General features: G+C 65.8%; 20 protein-coding genes. 11 read left to right on the forward strand and 9 right to left on the reverse strand.

What is annotated here, in order from left to right; genetic code table 11:
- Position 1 precedes the first annotated feature (1 nt).
- The 3 genes from LB554_RS07080 to LB554_RS07090 all read right to left on the reverse strand — a co-directional run bounded on the left by LB554_RS07080 (position 2) and on the right by LB554_RS07090 (position 2,807).
- Positions 2–832, reverse strand: coding sequence for an aldo/keto reductase (locus tag LB554_RS07080; RefSeq protein ID WP_140791280.1), 831 nt, complete (start codon positions 830–832; stop codon positions 2–4).
- 88 nt (positions 833–920) lie between these two features.
- Entirely contained in the window at positions 921–1,553 is a 633-nt protein-coding gene (locus LB554_RS07085; RefSeq protein WP_023775517.1) for a DUF5074 domain-containing protein, read from the reverse strand.
- A 33-nt stretch (positions 1,554–1,586) separates the two neighbouring features.
- Positions 1,587–2,807: a helix-turn-helix domain-containing protein gene (locus LB554_RS07090; protein WP_140791276.1), complete on the reverse strand. Its 1,221-nt coding sequence runs from the start codon at positions 2,805–2,807 to the stop codon at positions 1,587–1,589.
- Between the two features lie 289 nt (positions 2,808–3,096).
- Here LB554_RS07090 and LB554_RS07095 point away from each other — a divergent pair, with 289 nt between their 5' ends.
- Together LB554_RS07095 and LB554_RS07100 are read left to right on the forward strand one after the other, a co-directional pair.
- Entirely contained in the window at positions 3,097–3,843 is a 747-nt protein-coding gene (locus LB554_RS07095; protein ID WP_224583799.1) for a DUF899 domain-containing protein, read from the forward strand.
- Positions 3,844–3,942: 99 nt separating this feature from the next.
- Positions 3,943–4,206 (forward strand): hypothetical protein, encoded by a 264-nt coding sequence (locus LB554_RS07100; protein ID WP_140663353.1) that lies wholly within the window; start codon positions 3,943–3,945, stop codon positions 4,204–4,206.
- 42 nt (positions 4,207–4,248) lie between these two features.
- Here LB554_RS07100 and LB554_RS07105 read toward each other — a convergent pair whose 3' ends face one another.
- The 3 genes from LB554_RS07105 to LB554_RS07115 all read right to left on the reverse strand — a co-directional run bounded on the left by LB554_RS07105 (position 4,249) and on the right by LB554_RS07115 (position 7,021).
- A complete protein-coding gene (locus LB554_RS07105) occupies positions 4,249–5,247 on the reverse strand; it encodes a bestrophin family protein (protein WP_140663355.1) in 999 nt (332 codons plus the stop codon).
- 159 nt (positions 5,248–5,406) lie between these two features.
- Positions 5,407–5,571, reverse strand: coding sequence for a hypothetical protein (locus LB554_RS07110; protein WP_224583801.1), 165 nt, complete (start codon positions 5,569–5,571; stop codon positions 5,407–5,409).
- A gap of 157 nt (positions 5,572–5,728) precedes the next feature.
- Positions 5,729–7,021, reverse strand: coding sequence for an MFS transporter (locus tag LB554_RS07115; protein WP_411962616.1), 1,293 nt, complete (start codon positions 7,019–7,021; stop codon positions 5,729–5,731).
- Positions 7,022–7,219: 198 nt separating this feature from the next.
- On the opposite strand from LB554_RS07115, the gene LB554_RS07120 reads away from it, so the two are divergent.
- Positions 7,220–8,173: a LysR family transcriptional regulator gene (locus tag LB554_RS07120; RefSeq protein ID WP_140876354.1), complete on the forward strand. Its 954-nt coding sequence runs from the start codon at positions 7,220–7,222 to the stop codon at positions 8,171–8,173.
- Positions 8,174–8,303: 130 nt separating this feature from the next.
- Here LB554_RS07120 and LB554_RS07125 read toward each other — a convergent pair whose 3' ends face one another.
- Positions 8,304–8,921, reverse strand: coding sequence for a TetR/AcrR family transcriptional regulator (locus LB554_RS07125; protein WP_140716329.1), 618 nt, complete (start codon positions 8,919–8,921; stop codon positions 8,304–8,306).
- A 252-nt stretch (positions 8,922–9,173) separates the two neighbouring features.
- Here LB554_RS07125 and LB554_RS07130 point away from each other — a divergent pair, with 252 nt between their 5' ends.
- The 6 genes from LB554_RS07130 to LB554_RS07155 all read left to right on the forward strand — a co-directional run bounded on the left by LB554_RS07130 (position 9,174) and on the right by LB554_RS07155 (position 17,012).
- Positions 9,174–9,704 (forward strand): (2Fe-2S)-binding protein, encoded by a 531-nt coding sequence (locus LB554_RS07130; RefSeq protein WP_224583804.1) that lies wholly within the window; start codon positions 9,174–9,176, stop codon positions 9,702–9,704.
- Complete coding sequence (locus LB554_RS07135; protein WP_015316946.1) at positions 9,701–10,759, forward strand: FAD binding domain-containing protein; 1,059 nt, start codon at positions 9,701–9,703, stop codon at positions 10,757–10,759. Before LB554_RS07130 ends, LB554_RS07135 begins: the two co-directional genes overlap by 4 nt.
- Positions 10,749–13,007, forward strand: a complete 2,259-nt coding sequence (locus LB554_RS07140) for a xanthine dehydrogenase family protein molybdopterin-binding subunit (protein ID WP_224583806.1) — start codon at positions 10,749–10,751, stop codon at positions 13,005–13,007. Before LB554_RS07135 ends, LB554_RS07140 begins: the two co-directional genes overlap by 11 nt.
- 230 nt (positions 13,008–13,237) lie before the next feature.
- Positions 13,238–13,720 carry a (2Fe-2S)-binding protein gene (locus LB554_RS07145; protein WP_140716335.1) on the forward strand — a complete coding sequence of 161 codons (483 nt, stop codon included), beginning with the start codon at positions 13,238–13,240 and terminating at the stop codon, positions 13,718–13,720.
- Complete coding sequence (locus tag LB554_RS07150; RefSeq protein WP_224583808.1) at positions 13,717–14,700, forward strand: FAD binding domain-containing protein; 984 nt, start codon at positions 13,717–13,719, stop codon at positions 14,698–14,700. Before LB554_RS07145 ends, LB554_RS07150 begins: the two co-directional genes overlap by 4 nt.
- Complete coding sequence (locus LB554_RS07155) at positions 14,697–17,012, forward strand: xanthine dehydrogenase family protein molybdopterin-binding subunit (protein WP_224583809.1); 2,316 nt, start codon at positions 14,697–14,699, stop codon at positions 17,010–17,012. The genes LB554_RS07150 and LB554_RS07155 overlap by 4 nt, the downstream gene beginning before the upstream one ends.
- A gap of 89 nt (positions 17,013–17,101) precedes the next feature.
- Here the strand turns inward: LB554_RS07155 and LB554_RS07160 are convergent, their stop codons facing one another.
- Positions 17,102–18,112 carry a zinc-dependent alcohol dehydrogenase family protein gene (locus LB554_RS07160; RefSeq protein ID WP_140617994.1) on the reverse strand — a complete coding sequence of 337 codons (1,011 nt, stop codon included), beginning with the start codon at positions 18,110–18,112 and terminating at the stop codon, positions 17,102–17,104.
- Positions 18,113–18,207: 95 nt separating this feature from the next.
- On the opposite strand from LB554_RS07160, the gene LB554_RS07165 reads away from it, so the two are divergent.
- Positions 18,208–19,134: a LysR family transcriptional regulator gene (locus LB554_RS07165; protein ID WP_224584039.1), complete on the forward strand. Its 927-nt coding sequence runs from the start codon at positions 18,208–18,210 to the stop codon at positions 19,132–19,134.
- 35 nt (positions 19,135–19,169) lie between these two features.
- On the opposite strand, the gene LB554_RS07170 is transcribed toward LB554_RS07165, so the two are convergent.
- Entirely contained in the window at positions 19,170–20,255 is a 1,086-nt protein-coding gene (locus tag LB554_RS07170) for a helix-turn-helix transcriptional regulator (RefSeq protein WP_224583811.1), read from the reverse strand.
- Positions 20,256–20,517: 262 nt separating this feature from the next.
- Between LB554_RS07170 and LB554_RS07175 the strand changes: the two genes are divergently transcribed.
- On the forward strand, positions 20,518–21,474 hold the full coding sequence (locus tag LB554_RS07175) for an AraC family transcriptional regulator (RefSeq protein ID WP_224583813.1): 957 nt from the start codon (positions 20,518–20,520) through the stop codon (positions 21,472–21,474).
- The last annotated feature ends 112 nt before the right edge of the window (positions 21,475–21,586 follow it).

A 21,586-nucleotide genomic window follows, 5' to 3' on the forward strand; every position in this document is an offset into this window, starting at 1 on the left:
GTCAGAACAGAAACGCCGCCGTCACCGGATTCGGACCGTTACGGCCGTCAGCCGAATCCATGCCGGCGATCGTCTCCAGGTCCTGTGCGTCCAGTTCGAAATCGAAGACATCGAAATTGGCCGCGATGCGGTCCTGGCGCACCGACTTCGGGATGACGATCAGCCCTTGCTGGAGATGCCAGCGGATCATTGTCTGCGCGGTGGACTTGCCGTGTTTGCGGGCAATGCCTGATATGGTCGGGTCGCTCAGCAACCGGCCGCTGCCCAGCGGACTCCAGCTTTCCGTATGGATGTCGTGCCGGGCGTGAAATTCCCTCAGATCGCGCTGCTGGAAGCGCGGGTGCAGCTCGATCTGGTTGACGACGGGCGTCACGCCCGTCTCGCCGATGATGCGCTCCAGATGATCCCTGTTGAAATTCGAAACGCCGATCGACTTGATGCGGCCGGCCTGCTGCAGCTCGACGAGCGTCTTCCACGCCTCGACATATTTGTCCTGGCTGGGCACCGGCCAATGGATCAGGAACAGGTCGAGCTGCTCGACGCCGAGCTTCTTCATCGTGTCGTCGAAGGCCCGAAGCGCCGCATCGCGCTGGTGCGCGCCGTTGCGCAGCTTCGAGGTGATGAACAGCTCTGCCGCCGGCACGCCGGCGGCGCGGATCGCCTCGCCGACCCCTTCCTCGTTCCGGTAGCCCTCGGCGGTGTCGATCAGCCGGTAACCGGCCTGGATCGCCCAGCCCACCACCTGCGCCGTGATGTCGTGATCGACCTGCCAGACGCCAAGGCCAAGCTGGGGAATGGCGGTGCCGTCGTTCAACGTGATCTGTTCGCGCATGGGAGAATCCTTTTGTGGGGGGATGGTCCAGCCTATCTAGGTTTGGCATCGCACAACGGCCAGTCGATTGGGGAAAATTCGCGGACCCTTATTTCGGCCGGCGCACCGCCCTCACCACGCCGGCGTTTCCGCTGCCGCAGAACAGTCGGTCGGCGCCATCGGATTCCAGCCCCGAGACGCCCATGCCGGCAGGCATGTCGAGCTTCTCCAGAACCTTGCCCGTCCGCGGGTCGACGCGGCGCAGATCGCTTTCGTCGCCCTCCCAGGTGGCGTGCCACAATTCGCCGTCGACCCAGGTCACCCCCGTGACGAACCGGTTGGATTCGATGGTGCGCAGGATCGCGCCGGTCTCGGGGTCGATCTGGTGGATCTTGCGCTCCCGGTGCTGGCCGACCCATAGCGTGCCTTCGGCCCAGGTCAGCCCGGAATCGCCGCCATTGCCGGGGGCTGGAATGGTGGAAAGCACCTCGCCCGTGTCGGGATCGATCTTCTGGATGCGGTCCTTGGCGAGTTGGAAGAAATGCCGGCCGTCATAGGCGGTGCCGGCATGTGCCGCGACATCGATCGAGCGCAGGGCCTGCCCGCTCTCCGGATCGAAGGCGTTCAGCCTGTCGCCCGAGGCGAACCAGACATTCTTGCCGTCAAAGCTTACCCCGGCCACCGTATTGGCCCCGGGAAAGGGCCCGTATTCCCTCAAGATTTCGGCTGCCGAATGTTTCATGTCCTGTCCCTCGATGGTGGTCGTCGTCACTTTCTAGCCATTGGGAAGCGGCGCGGGGAGTAACAAGGTGGTCGTGAAACCCGCCACCGGCGGCGTCATCCAGCGGCGCGCCCGGCCATGGCCGAAGGATTGTACCTTGCCGGCCTCGGCAAGCGGCTCAAGCGCCCGCTGCACGCTGCGCTGGCCGGTTCCAAGTGCCAGCGCCAGGGCCGAGCTCGACCAGGCCTCGCCGTCGGCCAGCAAGGCAAGCACGGCCGCGTGCCGTTCCTCGATCGGCCGCGCCAGCACCACCACCGCATGGGCCTGGCGCGGCACCAGCGTGAAGCCATGCCTGGTGGCGCTGATGCCGGCCAATGCGCGAAGCTCGGCACGCAGCCGCCCGATCTCGACGCGCAGGCGCGCGCGATGCGATTCATCGGCATGCTTGCCGCCGAAGGCCCGCGCCACGAGTTCCCCCCGCGAAACATCACCGGGCCAGGCTTCGGCGAGCGTCCGCGCCAAGGCGAACAGCACAGGCCGGCTCGCCAGCGAAACCGTGGTCCGCCCAACGCGCACGGCGTAGCGGAAAGCATCGACGACCAGCGCCGGCGATCCCTGCAATGCCTCGACCTCTTCGAGCAGCAGCGGCTGCTCCCTGCCCTGCGCGATCAGCCGCGCCGCGGGTGTCTCCAGTGCCAGCCACGCGCTGTCGACCTCCGCGATGAGGCCGGGAATGCCGGCCTTGCGAGCGGCATGGCGCGCCCACTCCAGCGCCGCGCGCGCCGGCCTGGTCCGCAGGCGCCGCATGGCGATGCCGGCGACGGCGAGTTCGTGCGCGGCTCTTGCCGCCGGCGGCAGCGGCGCCGGGTCGAGCCCGGCGAGCACCTGCTCGGCCTCGTCGAGGCGGCCGATCAAGAGCAGGCGCCGTACCTTGAGGTGACCGGCATGCGCTGCGTTCAACCGGTCGCCATGCTTTTCCAGCGCCGTGCGGGCCGCGTCGAGCGCCTTGGCCGGCCAGCCCAAATCGCGCGAAACCAGCGCGATCTCGGCCTCGGCGACGACGCATCTGGCGCGCGCCACCGCCTCTTTCGGACTGAAGGCACGCGCGGCCCGCCGCAACAAGAGCTTGGCGCGATCGAAGTCGCCGAGCTGCGCCATGGCAATGCCGCGAAGCGCCAGCGCCGGCGCATCCTCGCGCAGGGCAACGCGGTCGAGCGCGCCGAGCGGATCGCCGGCCGCCAGCGCCAGCGCTGCCGCGGTGATCAGCGAGTCCATTCAAATCCCGTCACACTTGTAACTCCCACCTCGGCGCAGCGCCGCCTAACTTACGTCAGTACCGTCAACCAGCAAGACGTGCCGGCAATGACGGCAGCAAGGGAGAACCAGAAATGCCTGCCTCCACCGACCTCGACCTCGACGCGGCCAATGATACGGCCAAGCACGCCGCACGCCACCCCTGCTGCGCCGGGCCGGATCTTTCGGATTTCGCCGCGCCTGCGGCTCCCCCACACGCCCAGGCAACACCACATCGCAACGACGCCACGACTGGCAAAGGAGAAGACCAATGACCATGACCATGAACACCCCACCGATCGTCTCACAGCAGGATTGGAACGCCGCGCACGAAAAGATGCTGGTGAAGGAGAAGGCGACGATGCGCGCCAGGGACGCGCTGTCGGCCGAACGCCGGCGCATGCCGTGGACGGAAGTGGACAAGGCCTATGTCTTCGAGGGCCCTGACGGCAAGGTGAGCCTGCTGGACCTGTTCGAAGGCCGCCGCCAGCTCATCGTCTACCGCGCCTTCTTCGAGCCCGGCGTCTATGGCTGGCCCGATCATGCCTGCCGCGGCTGCTCGCTCGGCGCCGACCAGGTCGGCCACCTCGCCCATCTCAACGCCCGCGACACCACCCTCGCCTACGCCTCTCGCGCCCCGCAGGAAGACATCGAGCGGCTGAAGACACGGATGGGTTGGGAGATGCCCTGGTATACGATCACCGATAGCTTCGACAAGGACTTCGGCGTCGACGAATGGCACGGCCACAACGTGTTCATCCATGATGGCGACCGCATCTTCCGCACCTATTTCATCAACAACCGCGGCGACGAGGCTTTGGGCACCGTCTGGAGCTATCTCGACATCACGCCGCTCGGCCGCCAGGAAGTGTGGGAAGACTCGCCCGAAGGCTACCCGCAGACGCCACTCTACAGCTGGTGGAACTGGCACGACAATTACGATGCCGGGGCCGACAAGAAATGGGCCGAAGTGTCAGCTGCCGGCGAGGCTGCGTTCCGCGACAAGGGCAACCAGTAAGCTGGCGCAAGCCCGTCCAGCCCGGGTTCCTCTCCCCGCCTCCGGCAGGGCCGAGGACCCCAGGTCATGACGGGCCGCAACCATCAAGGGAATAAGATCATGAGCGATATCCCTTCCGGCATTGGCAGCGTGACCCCCGAAAATGTCGTCCCCCATGGCATAGCCGACTGGCTATGCCTCGCCGCGGCGCCGACCTTCGCGGTGATGGCGCTGCTTTCCCGTCTTCACGGCGGCGACGGGACCATGCTGTGCATGGGCGCCTCGCCGCTGGCCGGCTCGATCCTGACCGGCATGCCGGCCATGTATCTGCTGATGAGCGCTTTCCATCTGGCGCCGTGGCTGAGGGTGATGTCCCGCCGCTAGGCGCTGAGAAGGCATGGCTCTGCCCGACTCCGGCGCCCGACCTCACGTCGCGATGTCATTGACCGGCAGCAATGGCTTGGGAAGATCGCTCTCGCCGAGCCCGGCGCGCATCTCGATCTCGATGTCGCGGCAGATTTGCGAGATCGGCACGTCGTTGGCGTTGCCCTCGAAAGGGTTGGCGCTGCTCTCGCCGACCTGGTCGAGGGACATGTAGGCCCAGCCCAGCAGCGTGCTGAACGGGATCGTCAGCCAGATGCCGATCGAGCCGAGCATTCCCCCCAGCTTGCCCATGTCGGCGAACACCGGAACCACGCCGAACGGCAGCAGCGTGCAGAAGATCATGACGAACATGGAACTGACGATGGCGTATTGCCGGGGATAGGGATTGTTCTTGATGCGGTCGCAGCGCGCCTGCTGGTCGTGGAAGTCGCGGATCAGCTTCGTCAGTTCGCCATGGATCTGCGGCGGGACCTTGGCGTCCTTGAACAGTGCATTGACCTGGACGGACTGCAATTCGAGCAGGGCTATCGCCGGACGAGGCGATTTCAGGACATCCGCGGTCTGGTCGCCCAGCAGCGGGCGTAATTCGTCGGCGATCGAACCCTTGTCCTCCTGAATGTGGTAACGCCGTCGGTATTCGATATTGGCGGCCTTCCCCATGGATTCCCACGGCATCGGCCGCCGCAGCGCGTATCGCAGCGCCGTCATCCAGGCGATATGCCGGTAGATGAGCTGCCTGGCCGTCGGCGCATCGAGGAAATCCCGACAGAAATTCGACCATACGCGGCTGCTGGCCGTGATCTGCGTGAAGGCCTGCAGCGCCTCACTGCTGCGGGTGAACACCTGCGAGTTCTTGAAGCCGGCGACCAGCGACACCGTGGTGCCGAGCACCAGCACCACCGACCATGGCACGGAGAACCCGGCAATGCCCGGAAAGCGGTAGGCAGCCACGGCCAGCCCACTCACCACCACCATGTAGAGGACGCTGCGCCGTGACCACAGTGCGAAATCGACCACCTTGTAGGAACGGCCTACATACATTGAAATGCCCCTCAATCACGAACGGGCGGCAATCGGACCACCGGTAGCCTGACGCCTATCATATCGTTTGCACAGGGCGAAGAGCCGTCGACCGCGGTGTGCGCAGGACGCCGCCATGGACACGGGATCTCGCCCGCGCCCGTGATCGTTCCCCCTATCTCAATTGCACTTCGGCTTGGCGAGTTGCAGGCGTCCGCCAGCTCCGCCCGGCGAGTGGTTGTGGAAGACCGTCTTGAAGGATTCCAGCAGCACCGGACTGCACCGCGGCAAGGCCTGGACTCCGATCGACGCCGGCGTGGGTTCGCCAATAAGCGCCTTCATCATGGCAAGCGCCTCGGCGACGCCCTTGTCATCGGGACGCCACGAGCCGGTAGCCTTTGGCGATCTCGATTGCCGAGCGCAGGCCGAGATCGACCGTGGTGATCGGAATGTCGATGCCTTGCGCGCGCATCGAGGACAGCGTGTCGAGCGCCAGCTGGTCTCATGCCACCGTCTCGTAGCGGGCGCGGCTCAGGCTGACCAGGCAGGCGATGGCCGCGCAGACGCCGGCCAGGACCAGCGCGAGGCTGGGTGCGCCTGTCAGCGGCACGGTCGCGAAGATGATCGACATCGAAATGGCGCCAAGCGTTTGTCCCAACAGCCGTGCCGTGCCCTGCATGGCTCCCGCCGCACCGCTGCGCGCCTTGGGTGCGGAGAGAAGCAGGATGCGGTTGTTCGGCGTCTGGAAAAGACCAAAACCCGTGCCCGCGACGACGGTTCCGACCAGGAAGGCAATCGCCCTTGGACCGGGCGGTGTCAGGCCCGCGATCAAAAGGCCGATCGCCAGCAACCCGCCGCCGGCGGCGCACAGCCACGCCGTCTTGAAACGATCGGCCAGCCGCCCCGAAATCGGCGCGATGATGATCGTCGCGATGGGCCATGGCATCATGTAGAGGCCCGCCTGGACTGGGCTCATGTGCAAGGTGTGCTGCAGGTAGAATGGCAGCGCCACGTAGCTGAGCATCTGCCCGGTGAAGCACGAGATCGAAGCGATGACGGCTACCCGGAAGGCTGGATCGGCCAAGAGGTCGGTCGGCACGATCGGTGCGGCACTCCTGCGTTCGAGAGACAACAAGATGACGAGGCACAGGACGGAACAGCCGATCAGGATCGACCCGCTGACCGGCGCACCGGCGATGCGGTCGGCGCCCGTGAAGAACAGGATGAACATCAGTGTGTTGGCCAGCAATGCCACGAGGTTGAGGTGACGCTTCACGCCATCCAGATGCGCAAGCAACCCGCCAGACAACAGGACGATGATGCCGATCGGGATGTTGACGGCGAAAAGCCACGGCCAGCTGGAAACGGAGAGGATCGCGCCGGCGACACCAGGGCCGGCGGCCGCGGAAATCGCAATCGTCATCGCGTTGAAGCCGATCACTGTTCCGAGCAGCCGCTGCGGCACCGAAACGCGCAGGTTCATCGGCCCGGTCGCCATGATGGCGCCCGCCCCCAGCCCCTGGATGGACCGGGCAGCCACAAGAACAGGCAGGCTGCCGGCGAAGGCACAGGCCGCCGAAGCCACCGTGAACAGCGCGACACCCAGAAGAAAGACACGCCGGGGGCCGTGGATCTCGCCCAGCGCGCCGCAAGGCAAAAGAGCCACAAGGACCGCAAGCTGGTAGCTCGACACCACCCACACGGTGCTGCTGGCACTGGCATTGAGCGAGGCCGCGATGGATGGCAGCGCGACATTGGCGATGGCGCCGTCCAGCACGACGAGCACCAGCGTCATCAGCAGGACGGCGATGGCCAGGTAGCGGCGTGGCGACGGCAGGCCGTCATGGGCGGGATTGATCGTTGCGGCTATGGACATCGGAGGCTCCGCTTCGTTGGTTGTCGCCGCATCGATACCGCTCACCCCATAATTGCACCAGACGCAACGGAGTAAATTGACCGTTGCGTCAAACGCCTCACCTCGTTAGGCTCTCTCATGCTCGATCTCGACCTGAACCTTCTGGTGGCGCTTGACGCCTTGCTGCGGGAGCGCAGCGTCTCGGGCGCCGCCAAGAAACTTGGCCTCAGCACGTCCGCGATGAGCCGCACACTGTCGAGATTGCGGCTGGCGCTGGGCGATCCCATCCTGGTGTCGGCGGGACGCGCCATGGTGGCGACGCCTCATGCCGAAGCGATTGCCGAACAGGTGCACACGCTGACGTCGGAGGTCCGGTCCGTGCTCAGCCCCTCGCCGGAGATCGACATCAGCCAGGTGCGGCGCGATTTCACCATCCGGGCCAATGAAGCCTTCGTGCTGCTCTACGCCGCGCGTCTCCATGCCCTTGTCACCAGTGCCGCGCCCGGCATAAGGCTGCGCTTCGCGCCCCGGCCGGACAAGCGCATCGAACTGCTGAGAGAAGCCACGATCGACCTCGATATTGGCGTGCTTTCGGGTGATGGTGCCGAATTGCGTGGTCAGGCGTTGTTCGATGACCGTTTTGTCGGTGTGGCGAGAACGGGGCATCCGCTTCTGGAGACCGAAATAACCGCTGAGCGTTACGCCGCGTGCCGGCACGTGGTCTCATCCCGGCGAGGCCATTTCATCGAACCGATCGATGAAGCACTCGCCGAACTCGGCCTTTCGCGAAATGTCGATCTGGTGGTGCCGAGCTATCCGGCGGTCGTCGCGGTCGCAGCCGCATCCGATCTCGTTGGACTGGTGCCGCGCTCGTACCATCTGGGTGCGACAGGCCGTACCCAGATGTTTGATCTGCCGGTGGCAATCCCAGGCTTCACCATCACCCAGGCATGGCACCCCCGCATGGATGCCGATCCCGTGCATCGCTGGCTGCGATCGTTGATCTTCAAGGAGTTTCCGAGCGCGGTTCGCCGGCTCGAGCAGCCGGCGACGGCAGGAAGTCTGGTGGCCGATCGACGGCGGGCCGACTGATCCTGTTCCTGGACCCGGAGCAGTCGCCGAGCTGCCATGCCGGAGCCAAATTCAGCCGCCCCCAAACACGATCGCACGATCAGCGTTTGTCATCGCTCGCCTCATGCCGGGGCAAGCGGCGTTCGCCCTCTCATCCAGCCTTCCTCGCCCCGAACCGCAACCCGTCCATCAGGAGCTTGACCAGGCGGCGCGAGCGGTCGCGCCACTCGGGCGTATCTGGTGCCGAGTAGATGCCGCCCAGCGCATGCAGCACGTCGGAGGCATCGACATCGCCGCGGATGGTGCCGTCGGCCACCGCCGCCTCGACCAGCTGCCGCAGCGCTTGCGACACCCGTCCCGACGTGTCGGAAAACAGCGTCGAATTGGTGGTGAACAGGATGCGCAGGCTGGTCGCCAGGCCGCGCTTGGTGGCGATGTAGTCGACGAAGCGGCGCATCCATTCTTCCAGCGCCACATCGGAGGGATATCTTGCAGCGAGCTCGCCGGCCGCCGCGCACAACCCCTCCGCTTCGCGGCGGTAGACCACCTCGACCAAGTGCTCGCGTGTCGGAAAATGCCGGTAGAGCGTGCCGATGCCGACGCCGGCGCGCCGAGCGATCTCCTCCAGCGAGCCGTCGATGCCGCGCTCGGCAAAGACCGCAGCCGCCACCTCGACCAGCCGGTCGCGATTGCGCCGTGCATCGGCACGCAACGGCTTGTCGGCGGCGGCGGTTTTTTGGTCAGCGGTCGTGACGGGCGCAAAAGCCAATTTTTTTCTCCACCAGGGATATGGGGGCTTGAACCACGCCTGGCCAGCCCCCACGTAAATAAACGGAGGCACCTCCGCTTTTAGTGGAGAACCCTCATCATATAATCAGGGGAACCGGTATGTCACGTCTTTCCAAGCCGCAACCCGCCACTTTCCCAACCCGCGGGAGATTGGCCGTTGCCTGACCTTGCCCTTCCCCGCCCCTACCCCAATTCATTCCCCTCAGCGTCAAGCAACTGGAGCCAGACGCCCATGACCAGCCTTCCCATCTCGCTTACCGTCAACGGACATCGACACGAACTGAAGGTCGACCCACGCGTCACCTTGCTTGACCTGCTGCGCGAGCGGCTTGAGTTCACCGGCACGAAAAAGGGCTGCGACCGCGGCCAGTGTGGCGCCTGCACGGTGCTGGTCGACGGCAAGCGCATAAACTCCTGCCTGGCGCTGGCGGTCAGCCATGACGGCGCCGAAGTGCTGACCATCGAAGGTATCGCTCACGGTGAAGAACTGCACCCTGTGCAGGCCGCCTTCATCGCCCATGACGGTTTCCAGTGCGGTTTCTGCACGCCCGGCCAGATCATGAGCACGCTCGGCCTGATCGCCGAAGGACAGGCTGGCGACGATCCCGAGCGCATCCGCGAGGGGCTGAGCGGCAACATCTGCCGCTGCGCGGCCTATGGCGGCATCGTCGAGGCCGTCCTGGAAGCCCAAAAAAACATGGAAGCCCAGAAAAACATGGCAGACACCGCCGCCACCGAGGCACGCAGGAGGACCGCGGCATGAGAGACTTCGATTTTATCAGGCCGGCCACCGTCTCCGACGCCATAGCGGCGGCGGCCGAACCGGGTTCGGCCTATCTCGCCGGCGGCACCAATTTGCTCGATCTGATGAAGGGCGGCATCACCAGCCCCGAACGGATCGTCGACATTACCCGCCTGCCGGAACTCAATCGCATCGAAACGCTCGATGATGGCGGCCTGCGCATCGGCGCGCTGGTCCGCAATGCCGATCTCGCACATGATCCGGCCTTCGCCAGAGCCTATCCGGCGGTGGCCGAAGCGCTGCTTTCGGGCGCCTCTGCGCAGCTTCGCAACGCCGCCACTGTCGGCGGCAATCTGTTGCAGCGCACGCGGTGCAGTTACTTCTACGACACCGCCAGCGCCTGCAACAGGCGCGAACCCGGTTCCGGCTGCTCGGCGCTTGGCGGCGAGAACCGCCTGCATGCGGTGCTTGGCTGGAGCGACGCCTGCATCGCCACCCATCCCTCCGATTTCTGTGTGCCGCTGGTGGCGCTGGACGCCGTCGTCGAGATCGAGGGCAAGGGAGGCCGGCGCCACGTGACCTTGGAGGAATTCCACCGGCTTCCAGGCGACACGCCGCAGCGCGAAACCGTGCTGCAGCCAGGCGACCTGATCGTTGCGGTGCGCCTGCCGGCGGAAGCAGCGTCCTTCGCCGCCCACGCCCGCTACCTGAAGCTACGCGAACGCACCTCCTATGCCTTCGCCGTCGTTTCGGCTGCCGCGGCCCTGACCGTTGCCGACGGCAAGATCCGCGCCGCGCGGCTGGCGCTCGGCGGTGTCGCGGCCAAGCCATGGCGGGCGCGCTCGGCGGAAGCGGTGCTGCTCGGCGCCGATGCCAATGAAGCGAGCTTCGTTCGGGCCGCGGATGCGGCTCTGGTCGACGCCAGCCCCTCCGGCGACAATGCGTTCAAGATCGAGCTTGCCCGCCGCATTGTCGTCAGGGCGCTGATGTCCGCACAGGCGGGAACGCCCGCTCTGATGCCCGCTTTGCCTGCTTCCCCTTTTTCCTCCCTTCCCGGAGTGCGTCATGACGCTTAAACTCGGCCTCAACCAACAGCCTGCCCATACGCGCCAGGGCTCCAGCATCGGCCAGCCGCTGACACGTCGCGACGGATTTTTGAAAGTCACCGGGGCCGCGCGCTTTGCCGCCGATAACAATCCGCCCGGCATGCTCTATGCCGTGCTTGCCGTCTCCAGCATCGCACGCGGCCGGGTTGTCTCGCTGGATGTCGAGGCGGCCAAGGCGCATGCGGGCGTGGTCGAGGTGATGACGCCACTGAACCGGCCGGCGCTCGCCGTCGATCCGGATGCCAAGGACCATCCCTTCATGTTCCGGCTCGACCTGCTGCAGAACGATGGGGTTCGCTACCCCAACCAGAGCATTGCCGTGGTGATCGCGCGGACGCTGGAAGCGGCGACCGAAGGGGCGGCGCTGTTGTCGCCGCGCTATGAGGAGTTGCCGGCGCGCGTTGGTCTGGACGGCGCCAAAAGCTTCGTGCCGCGCGGCGTTGGCGTCGGCAATCCGGCTGTGCAGGAGAAGGGCGATGTCGAGGCCGGCCTCAAATCGGCAAGGACGCGGATCGAGGCGACCTACGAGACGCCGGCCCAGTACCACAACGCCATGGAGCCCCACGCGATCGTCGCTGCCTGGGATGGCGACCGGCTGTCGATCGACACGCCGAGCCAGGGCCTGGCCATGGCGCAGGGCCGCATCGCCGGCCTGTTCGGCATCGCGCCGCAAAACGTCCATATCCGCAGCCCTTTCCTGGGCGGCGGCTTCGGCTCCAAGGGCATGATTTCCGGACCGCAAGTGCTCGGCATCCTGGCGGCGCGTCTCGTCGGCCGCCCGGTCAAGCTGGTGCTCCGGCGCGAGCAGATGTACGGCCCGGTCGGTCACCGCGCCCCGACCCGCCAGACATTGCGCATGGGCATGGATGGCGAAGGGCTGCTGACCGCGATCTCCCATCACGCCAGGACCACGTCGAGCACGTTCGACGATTTCTTCGAACCGGCGGCGGACGCCTCGCACACGCTCTATGCCAGTCCGGCCATCGCCACCTCGCACGATGCCGTGCGGCTCGACACCGGCACGCCGCTGTTCATGCGGGCGCCAGGCGAGGCCACCGGATCGATCGCGCTTGAGAGCACCATCGACGAGGCGGCCCATGCCTGCGGCATGGACCCGCTGGAATTCCGGCTCAGGAATTACGCCGAGGTCGAACCGATGACCGGCAAGCCGTTCTCCTCCAAGGCGCTGCGCGAATGTTACGAACAGGCCGCCGAGGCGTTCGGCTGGGCGAGCCGCCCGCTGCAGCCGCGGCGGATGCGCGACGCCGACGGTTTCCTCACCGGCTGGGGCATGGGCACGGCGACGTTCCCTGCACTCATGTTCCAGGCAGAGGCACGCGCGGTGCTGAGGGCCGACGGCACCGGCTTGATGGAGACCGGCGCCCAGGACATGGGCCAAGGCGCCTGGACGGCTTTTGCCCAGATCGCAGCAGACGGGCTGGGGCTCGACATCGACCAGGTCGATTTCAGGGCCGGCAGTTCCGACCTGCCCAATGCGGGTATCGCCGGCGGTTCGGGTCACACGGCGACGGCCGGCATGGCCATCCACAATGCGGGTGCGGCCGTCATCGCCAACCTTGCCGATCTCGCCACCGGCGACGAAGCCTCGCCGCTGTTCGGCGCCGGCAATGAAGGCGTTGTTGCACGCGGCGGACGCCTTTACCGGCGCGATGACGAAAGCCGCGGCGAAAGCTATGCCGAGATCCTCGTCCGCGCGGGCCTGACCGAAATCGAGGGCCGGGGCAAAGGCGCTCCGGACCCGGCCTCCCAGGAGACTTACGCCAAGCACGCGCATGGGGCCGTCTTCGCCGAGGTGAAGGTCGACCCGGATCTCGGCCAGATCCGCGTCACCCGGCTGGTCGGCGCATTCGCCGCCGGACGGGTCATCAATCCGCGGCTGGTGCGAAGCCAGTATTATGGCGGGATGATCTGGGGCGTTTCCTTCGCGCTGCATGAGGAAGCCGTCACCGACCGGCGTTCCGGCCGCATCCAGAATGCCAACCTGGCGGACTATCATGTCCCGGTGAATGCCGACGTGCCCTCGGTCGAGGCGCTGCTGGTTCACGAGGACGACCCTTACGTGAACGCCCTCGGCATCAAGGGCGTTGGCGAAATCGGCATCACCGGGACTGCCGGCGCCGTCGCGAATGCGGTCTGGCACGCGACCGGCGTGCGCCCGCGGCGCTTTCCGATCCGGATCGAGGACCTGATGGGATGACGAGCGGTCCGCCTGAAACGACAGGCCTGCGCCAGAGCATGATGCCGAAAAGTGGGAACCGGTTTTCGGACGACATCATGCTCTATCTATTTTGATTTAGAGGCGGATTCAGATTTCAGGTCGATTCGACCTGAAATCATCCGGCTCTAGGGCAGGCAAACAGTCGGTTGGACCGCCCTGCCCCATTCCAATTCATTCCCCCAGCGTCAAGCAACTGGAGCCAGACGCCCATGACGAGCAAGACCACAATTCCCGTCCATCTCGATATCAACGGCCAGCATCACACGCTGGAACTCGAGCCGCGTGTCACGCTGCTCGACGCCTTACGTGACAGGCTCGGCCTGACCGGCACCAAGAAGGGCTGCGACCACGGCCAGTGCGGCGCCTGCACCGTGCATGTCGACGGCGAGCGCGTGCTGGCCTGCCTGACGCTGGCCGTGCAAGCCGAGGGCCGCGCCATCACCACCATAGAGGGACTTGCACGGGAGGGCGAACTGCATCCCGTGCAGGCTGCCTTCCTCGAACAGGACGCCTTCCAGTGCGGCTATTGCACGCCAGGCCAGATCATGTCGGCGGTGGCCTGCATCCGCGAGGGCCACGCCGGATCGGACGAGGAAATCCGCGAATACATGGCCGGCAATCTCTGCCGCTGCGGCGCCTATCCGCACATTGTCGCCGCCGTGCGCCAGGCAGCGCTGGAGGCCGCGTCATGAGGGACTTTTCCTATTTTCGCGCCACCTCGGCTGACGCCGCCCGCCAGGCGGCCACGCTCCCCGGCGCCATGCTTCTGGCAGGCGGCACCACGCTGATCGACCTCGCCAAATGCGGTGTCGCCGAGCCTGACACGCTGGTCGATATCACCCATCTCGAGGGGTTCGACCAGATCGAGATCGACGAGCGCGGCGCCGTCATCGGCGCGCTCGCCAGGATGGGCCATGTCGCCGACCATGACGACATCAAGAGCCGCTTCCCCGCCATCTCCGAAGCGCTCTGGCAGGCAGCCTCGGCGCAGATCCGCAACATGGCGACGATCGGCGGCAATCTGATGCAACGCACGCGCTGCCCCTATTTCCGCGATCCCTCGAACTTTGCCGCCTGCAACAAGCGCGAACCAGGCAGCGGCTGTTCGGCGATCGGCGGCGTTACCAGGGGCCATGCCGTGCTTGGCACCAGCGAGGCCTGCATCGCCATGTATCCCGGAGACCTCGCCACCGCGCTCGTCGCCTTCGACGCAACGGTCCATCTCGGCGAACGGCGCGTGCCGGTGGAGGACTTTTTCCTGCTGCCAGGCACGACGCCCGACAGGGAACACGCGATCGAGCCGGGCGAGATCATCACCGCCATCGAAATCCCTTCTTCCGCCGTCGCCCGCCGTTCGACCTATCTGAAGATCCGCGACCGGCAGTCCTATGAGTTCGCCGCGGCCAGTGCCGCTGTCGGGCTCGAACTGGAGGCCGACGGGCGCACCATCCGCGACCTGCGCGTGGCGCTCGGTGGCGTCGCGACCAAACCCTGGCGGGCGCGAGCCGTGGAAGCCGCGCTGAAAGGCAAGGTGCTGGAGCCGGACGCTGTTCGCACGGCCAGCCTGCTCGCCGTCGAAGGCGCCGTCGACCACGGCGCCAACCGCTACAAGATCGAACTCGCGCCGCGCGTCGTCGCACGCGCCATCCTCAAATTGGGAGAAGCGGCATGACTGTTCACATCGCAAGCACTGTTTACGTCGGAAGACATGGCGACGCGTCCGACGGCGCGCAGGTGGAGGCCGTCGGCGGCCGGCTGTCGCGCGTCGACGGCCCGGCCAAGATCACGGGTGCGGCGAAATACGCCGTCGAGCAGCAGCTCGAAGGGCTCGCCTATGCCGTGCTGGTCGAAAGCACCATCGCATCCGGCAAGGTGCGCGCCATCGAGACGGCGGAGGCCGAGACTGCGCCGGGCGTCCTCAAGGTGTTGACACCAGACACGATCATCAGCCTGAAAACCGCCTCGGACTGGTTCGGCACGCCACCGCCGGACAAACCCTATTGTCCGCTGGCGCGCGACGTCACCTTCTCGGGCCAGCACGTCGCCGCCGTGGTCGCCGAGACCTTCGAGCAGGCCGTGGCCGCCGCGACGATGGTCAAGGTCAGCTATGATGAGGCTCCGGCCATCGTCGACCTCAGCGACGGCAAGGCCGGTGACGGCGTCCCGGTCGACGCCATGACCAAGGAATGGGGCGACGCGGCCGCCGCCTTCGCCTCCGCCCCGGTGCGCGTCTGCGCCGCCTACAACACGCCGCGCGAATACCAGGCGCCGATGGAGCCGCATGGCCTGATCGCCCGCTGGGAGGGCGACCGTCTCACCGTGTGGGAGCCGAGCCAATGGCTGGACGGCATGGCGCGCACCTATGCCGAATGGTTCGGCGTGCCGTTCGAGAATGTGCGGCTGGTATCGCCCTATGTCGGCGGCGGCTTTGGCTCCAAGGCGCTGGCGCTCAGCCATGGCGCGATTGCCGCAAGTGCGGCAAAAATGCTCGGCCGGCCGGTGCGGCTGGTCATGACGCGGCCGCAGACCTTCACCGGCTATGGCGGTCGCGCCGCGACGCGGCAGACGGTGACGATCGGCGCCGACCATGACGGAAGAATCCAGTCGATCGTGCATCGCGGCGTCAACGAAACCTCCATCGACGGCATGTGGGTCGAGCCGCTGGGCTCGGTCACCTCGATCATGTACGCGACGCCGAACTTCTCTTCGAAACAGAATGTCGTGCGGGTGAATTCGGTGGTACCGGGCGCCATGCGCGCACCGGGTGAAAACCCGTCCGCCTTCGGCATCGAAAGCGCCATCGACGAGCTCGCCTACGAGGTCGGCATCGATCCGCTGGAAATCCGGCTGCGCAACTACGCCGAACAGGATCCGCACGCGAAAAAAGCCTGGTCGACCAGGCAGTTGCGCGAGGCTTTTGCAGCGGGTGCCGAACGCTTCGGCTGGGCCAGGCGCACGCCTGAGCCACGCTCGATGCGCGACGGCAACCATCTGGTCGGCTGGGGCGTGGCCGCCGGCACCTATCCGGTGCGGCGCGCCTATGGCGAGGCGATCGTGCGCATCCTGGCCGACGGCTCGGTCGAGGTCGAAAGCTCCTCCATCGACATGGGCCAGGGCACCTACACCATCCTGGCGCAGACGGCCGCCGAAACGGTCGGCGTTGCGGCCGACGACGTGGTGGTGAAGCTCGGCGATTCGCGCTTCCCCCGCGCCGGCGTCGCCGGCGGCTCGCGGCTGGCCGGCGTGATGACGGGCGCCGTCCACAAGGCCGCGACCTCGGCGCTCGACCAGCTGGTCGGCCTGGCGATCAGCGATCCGCGCTCGCCCTTCCATGCGCTGCAGGCCAACACGCTGGTCGTCGTCAATGGCCGCATCACCGCGCCGCGGGGCGACGGCCCCGACGTCTCGATCGCCGAACTGCTCAAAAGCGTTGGCCGCGACCGCATCGAGGCGACGGGCGACACCATGCCGGCCAATTCGAGCGTCGAGGATCGCTACAAGAACTACACCACCATCGCCATGGCGCTGCCACACACGGAGGGTGACTATTCGCGCCATTCCTGGTGCGCGCATTTCGTCGAGGTGCGCGTCGACGAGGATTTCGGCACGGTGCGTGTGTCGCGCGTCGTGTCGGCGCTGGATTCGGGCCGCCTCTACAATCCGAAACTCGCCGAGAGCCAGTGGAAGGGCGGCATCATCATGGGCATCGGCCAGGCGCTGCTCGAAGAAGGCATCGTCGATCGCCGCCACGGCCGCATCGTCAACAACAACCTCGCCGACTATCTCATCCCGACCAATGCCGACATCCCCGACATCGAGGTGATCTCGGTGGGGATTCCCGACCCGCACTCCTCGGTGCTCGGCGGCAAGGGCGTCGGCGAGCTGGCGATCGTCGGCATGGCGCCGGCCATTGCCAACGCGGTGTTCCATGCCACAGGCAAGCGCGTGCGGGATCTGCCGATCACGCTGGAGAAGCTGATCTGACGGTGAGGCTGCCAATCTTCCCCCTCGTGGGGGAGATTGGATGTCGCGGCGGTTCCGCCAATTTTCAACATTGAAGAAAAAGCGCCTGCTCACCACTCCAGCCCGAACACCAGCTTGCCGAAGTGCAGGCCGCCGGCGGCCATGTGGGCGTAGGCTTCGGCCGCTTCGTCGGGCGAAAACACCTTGTCGACCACCGGCTCGATCCGGGCCGCGCCGACGGCGCGGGCGGCGTCGCTGAGATCGGACACCGATCCGGTGTTGTTGCCGACCACTTTCAGCGCCTTGATGATGATCGGCAGCAGATTGATCGTGGCTTCGGCACCGGTGACGAAGCCGATGGTGAACAGCGTACCGCCGGGCGCGGTGGCGTTGACGGCGCGGGCGAAGGTGGCGCTGCCTCCGGTCTCGACGACAAGGTCGGCGCCGAGGCCGCCGGTCAGCTCCAGCACCTTGCCATCCCACTCGGGCGTCGCGCGGTAGTTGATGAGATGATCGGCGCCGAGCGCCTTCGCCCGCTCCAGCTTTTCGTCCGACGACGAGGTGATGATGACGGTCGCGCCGGCGGCTTTGGCGAGCTGCAGGGTGAAGATGGAGACGCCGCCAGTGCCAAGCAGCACGACGACCGAGCCCGGCCCGACATCGGCGGCGCGGATGGCGTTCCAGGCGGTGGTGCCGGCGATGGGCAGCGTCGACGCCGCCTCGGAGGAAAGATGCGCCGGCACCGGCACCAGCGAATTGGCCGGCAACGCGACATATTCGGCCAGTGACCCCGGCAGCGAAATGCCGCGCATCTGCGTCATTTCGTAAGGCCGCGGCGGCCCACCGATCCAGCGCGGCTTGGCATGGGCGATGACGCGATCGCCGATGGCGAATCTCGCAACGTCCTCGCCCAGCGCGACGATCTCGCCGGCGCCGTCGGCTACGGGGATGAGCGGAAAGCTCGGTCCGGGATAATTGCCGCTTGCCACCGCCACATCGACGAAATTGAGGCTCGCCGCACGCTGGCGGATCAGCACCTCTCCGCGCTGCGGTTCGGGGGTTGCAACGGTGGCGGCGCGGAAGGCGTCCAGCCTGGGCTGGCTGAGTTCGATGGCTTTCATGGTTTCACTCCGGTGGACGATTGGTGGTTGAGTGAACCTATTTGCTGCGTTATCTCTGGATAATCCTCGTTTCGCGAAATTGAGAACTGTGAATGATGCAGCAATCTCACGAACCCGCTGCCCTTGCCGAGATGGCTGCGTTCGCGGCCATCGCCGAGGCGCGCTCCTTCACCAAAGCGGCGGCGCGGGTCGGGCGCGACGCGACCATTCTGTCGCGGCGCCTGCAATCGCTGGAAACGCGGCTGGGGGTGAGATTGCTCTCGCGCACGACGCGCAGCGTCTCGCTGACCGAAGCGGGCGCCGAATTCCTGATGCGCGTGCGCGCCATCCTTGCATCCGTCGACGAGGCCGAGGCCGTCGCGTCCGCGCATGCCGGAGGCCGCCCGCGCGGCGTGCTCAGGCTGGCGCTGCCCGGCACGTTCGGGCGCATGTGGATCGGGCAGCTGCTGCCTCAATTCCTTGCCGAATTTCCCGATGTCCGCATCGAGGCCGAATTCTCCAACCGCTTCACCGATCTGGTCGCCGAGAATTTCGACGTCGCCGTGCGGCTGGGCAGCCTGGAGGATTCGCGCCTGGTGGCACGCAAGGTGGCGACGCGACGCAGGCTGCTCTGCGCGGCTCCCTCCTATCTCGCCCGCAGGGGCACGCCGGAGACGCCGCAGGCGCTGCTCGATCATTCCTGCCTGGGCTTCTCGGGCTTCCAGACCTTTCCGGCCTGGGAGATGACCGACCGCGAGGGCCGGCGCGCGCGCGTCGAGGTTTCCGGGCCGTTGGTCAGCGACGATGCCGAGGTGCTGGTCGAGGCCGCCGTGCAGGGGCTCGGCCTGATGATGAGCACCGACTGGCTGGTCGGGCGCGAGCTTGCCGATGGACGGCTGGTGCCTGTGCTGGAGGAGTGGACCTTGGCGGATGAAGGCGCCGTCTATGTCGTCACGCCCTCGGCCAAGGGAAAAGCCGCCAAGACCCGCGCCTTCACCGACTGGATCGGCAAGCGCTTCGCGCCGGAACCGCCCTGGCGGTAAAGCCGCTGACCCGCTCGCGGTAGAGACTGCGCGCTTCAGGGCCCATGAGCCGCCAGCGGCATGCCGATGTCCGACACGAGTTTGACGAGGTCGGCTTGGCGTCTCGTGCCGGTTTTGGCAAAGATTCGGTTGAGGTGGGTCTTCAAGGTGTTTTCGCCAATGCCGAGCGCCAACGCGCTCTTGGACGCTGACAATCCGCTGCCGATCCGCAGCAGCACCCGCGCCTCCGAGGGCGTAAGATCGAACAGCGTGGTCAGAACGGCCTCCGGGAGGGGAGAAGCCGATGTCGTCGTCGATATGAACACAGCCGCGCATGCCGGCCGGAAAACCGCGCGCGCCGTTCCTTCAGTCAACGGCAACACATAGGCAACGGCGGGCGGCTGGCCTTGGGCCGAAACCGGCAGCCCTATGCCGCGCGCGCCAAGCGAGGCATCCGCGCTCGCCGTGCTGGCGATCGCGTCGAGCAGGGCGCGGGCCACGACCCGATTCTGTGCCTGGAGCAGGCCGTTCCTGGAGAGAATGGGCCCCTGCACCGAAAACATCTGTTCGGCGGCCGCATTCGCATGGAGGATTGCTCCATTGGCGTGGGTAAGCACGACAGGCACAGCCAAATGATCGAGCGCCTGACGATAAAGATCGATGGTGATGCGGCCCTGGTCGAGCAGATCGCCGATCAGCGAAGCACGGCGCAGATGCGGCGAGAGCAATGCCAGGAAATGCTGCTCTTCGATCGAGATGCCTCCCCTGCTGGCTCGCGTGGTGCAGCCCAGAAGCCCGATTCGGTCCGGCGTATGAACGAATTTGGTGATGCAAGCCTCGCGCAGTCCCTGCGGTTTGGCCCAGTTCTGAAAAAACGGCGTCAGTTGGAGTTCGCTTTCGCTCATGAGCGACAGCGTCGCAACGGGCCGGTCGACATCGCCGACGACCGCTGCCTTCAGCCCGGGAATTCCATCAAAGTCATAGTCTTCTTCGAGGGCCCGCATCCGTACGGGATCCAAGGGCGACTGAGCCGCGAAACGGCCACTATTATGGGCGGTGCCGGCAAGCGCGATGGTGGTATAGGCCGCGTCGACAGCTTTCGTGACGCGGGTCATGACTCCGGCCCAGCCTTCCGGGTTCAAAACGCAATCGTAGATATCGCCGATAATTGAACTCAGGACTTCGCTGCTCAGCCTTTCCATCACACCTCCAGGCACGCCCCGATCTCGCCTCGGAGGAATTTGTGACATCATACTTTTGGATGACGCAAGTCGCGGCCGCTCTCGACTATGGGTTGAACTTGGTCGCTTGAACGCCGGGCCGCCACTGTTGCCGGTTATTGTCGCAATGGAAAGCATCGCGTTCGATATTTTTTAAGCCGTGGACAGTTGTCGAGGTTCCCCATTGTCGCGAAAGACGGTGCTTTCATCGGCTCGGTTGCCACCGCATCTTGATGAACGAGAACGATTTTCCCCGTGGCAAGACATCCCTGTCGCGGAAATACGGTCGGCCGAATACGACAGTCCGGCAAACCTGCACTTCGAAGCCATCGAAGCCACGGCCGTCGGTTCAGCGGTTCTCGGCCAGATGTCCGGACCCGTCAAGCATGCCACACGCAAAGCGAGCAACATCGCCAATGACGACAAGGACGGCTATCTGCTGATGATCAACAAGGCCGACACCATGCTGTCAGGGGTACATGCCGGCCGCGAATATGCCGTCGGCCGGGGAGAGGCCGTGCTTGTCACCGCATCGGAAGCTCTGAAAATGAACGGTGCCGACAGCAATGTCTGGACGAATGTGGTGGTCCCACGCGCGATCCTCCTGCGCGCCTTCCCGCAGATCGATGACAGGCTGGGGCTGAAGATCGGCGCCGACAGCCAAGCCCTCGAGCTTCTCAAACGCTATTGCCTGCTTCTTGAAAGCGGCAGCCCGCTTGCCTCCGCGGATCTGATCACGCACGCGACGGACACGATCGTGGATCTGATCGGCCTGGCGACCGGCGCAAAAGGTCGGGCTGCCGAACTGGCCGGGCTTCGGGGCCTGCGCGCTGCCAGGCTGGAGGCCGTCCTCGCAAGGATCGCCGAGGATTTTATCGACCCCGGCATCTCCGCCCAAAGTGTCGCTCTACAACTCGGCCTGTCGGTGCGCTACGTCCACGACCTCCTTCAGGAGACGGGAATGAGCTTCTCCGAACGCGTTCTCGAACTGCGTCTGCAGAGCTCCCACAGGATGCTCTCGCACAAACACAGCGACATGCGGGTCAGTGACATCGCCCTGACAAGCGGATTCAGCGACGTATCGTACTTCAACCGCTGCTTTCGTCGCCGTTTCGGCTATACGCCGACAAGCGCCAGATAAGTTTGCAGCCTTCGCCAGCAGTCCGGTACCGCCCGTGCGAGGCCGTTCCGCAGCGGCTTGCGCCACCGATGACGCCGAACTGCCACAATGCGCGCAAAACACGCTGCTTTTC

This window comes from Mesorhizobium sp. CO1-1-11 (genome assembly GCF_020164995.1).
Classification (GTDB): Bacteria; Pseudomonadota; Alphaproteobacteria; order Rhizobiales; family Rhizobiaceae; genus Mesorhizobium; species Mesorhizobium australicum.

Excerpts from the sequence above, each read along its gene's own strand:
- LB554_RS07080 (WP_140791280.1), bottom strand. The coding sequence starts at position 832 with ATGCGCGAACAGATCACGTTGAACGACGGCACCGCCATTCCCCAGCTT.
- LB554_RS07085 (WP_023775517.1), bottom strand. The coding sequence starts at position 1,553 with ATGAAACATTCGGCAGCCGAAATCTTGAGGGAATACGGGCCCTTTCCC.
- LB554_RS07090 (WP_140791276.1), bottom strand. The coding sequence starts at position 2,807 with ATGGACTCGCTGATCACCGCGGCAGCGCTGGCGCTGGCGGCCGGCGAT.
- LB554_RS07095 (WP_224583799.1), top strand. The coding sequence starts at position 3,097 with ATGACCATGACCATGAACACCCCACCGATCGTCTCACAGCAGGATTGG.
- LB554_RS07100 (WP_140663353.1), top strand. The coding sequence starts at position 3,943 with ATGAGCGATATCCCTTCCGGCATTGGCAGCGTGACCCCCGAAAATGTC.
- LB554_RS07105 (WP_140663355.1), bottom strand. The coding sequence starts at position 5,247 with ATGTATGTAGGCCGTTCCTACAAGGTGGTCGATTTCGCACTGTGGTCA.
- LB554_RS07110 (WP_224583801.1), bottom strand. The coding sequence starts at position 5,571 with ATGATGAAGGCGCTTATTGGCGAACCCACGCCGGCGTCGATCGGAGTC.
- LB554_RS07115 (WP_411962616.1), bottom strand. The coding sequence starts at position 7,021 with ATGACGCTGGTGCTCGTCGTGCTGGACGGCGCCATCGCCAATGTCGCG.
- LB554_RS07120 (WP_140876354.1), top strand. The coding sequence starts at position 7,220 with ATGCTCGATCTCGACCTGAACCTTCTGGTGGCGCTTGACGCCTTGCTG.
- LB554_RS07130 (WP_224583804.1), top strand. The coding sequence starts at position 9,174 with ATGACCAGCCTTCCCATCTCGCTTACCGTCAACGGACATCGACACGAA.
- LB554_RS07135 (WP_015316946.1), top strand. The coding sequence starts at position 9,701 with ATGAGAGACTTCGATTTTATCAGGCCGGCCACCGTCTCCGACGCCATA.
- LB554_RS07140 (WP_224583806.1), top strand. The coding sequence starts at position 10,749 with ATGACGCTTAAACTCGGCCTCAACCAACAGCCTGCCCATACGCGCCAG.
- LB554_RS07145 (WP_140716335.1), top strand. The coding sequence starts at position 13,238 with ATGACGAGCAAGACCACAATTCCCGTCCATCTCGATATCAACGGCCAG.
- LB554_RS07150 (WP_224583808.1), top strand. The coding sequence starts at position 13,717 with ATGAGGGACTTTTCCTATTTTCGCGCCACCTCGGCTGACGCCGCCCGC.
- LB554_RS07155 (WP_224583809.1), top strand. The coding sequence starts at position 14,697 with ATGACTGTTCACATCGCAAGCACTGTTTACGTCGGAAGACATGGCGAC.
- LB554_RS07160 (WP_140617994.1), bottom strand. The coding sequence starts at position 18,112 with ATGAAAGCCATCGAACTCAGCCAGCCCAGGCTGGACGCCTTCCGCGCC.
- LB554_RS07165 (WP_224584039.1), top strand. The coding sequence starts at position 18,208 with ATGCAGCAATCTCACGAACCCGCTGCCCTTGCCGAGATGGCTGCGTTC.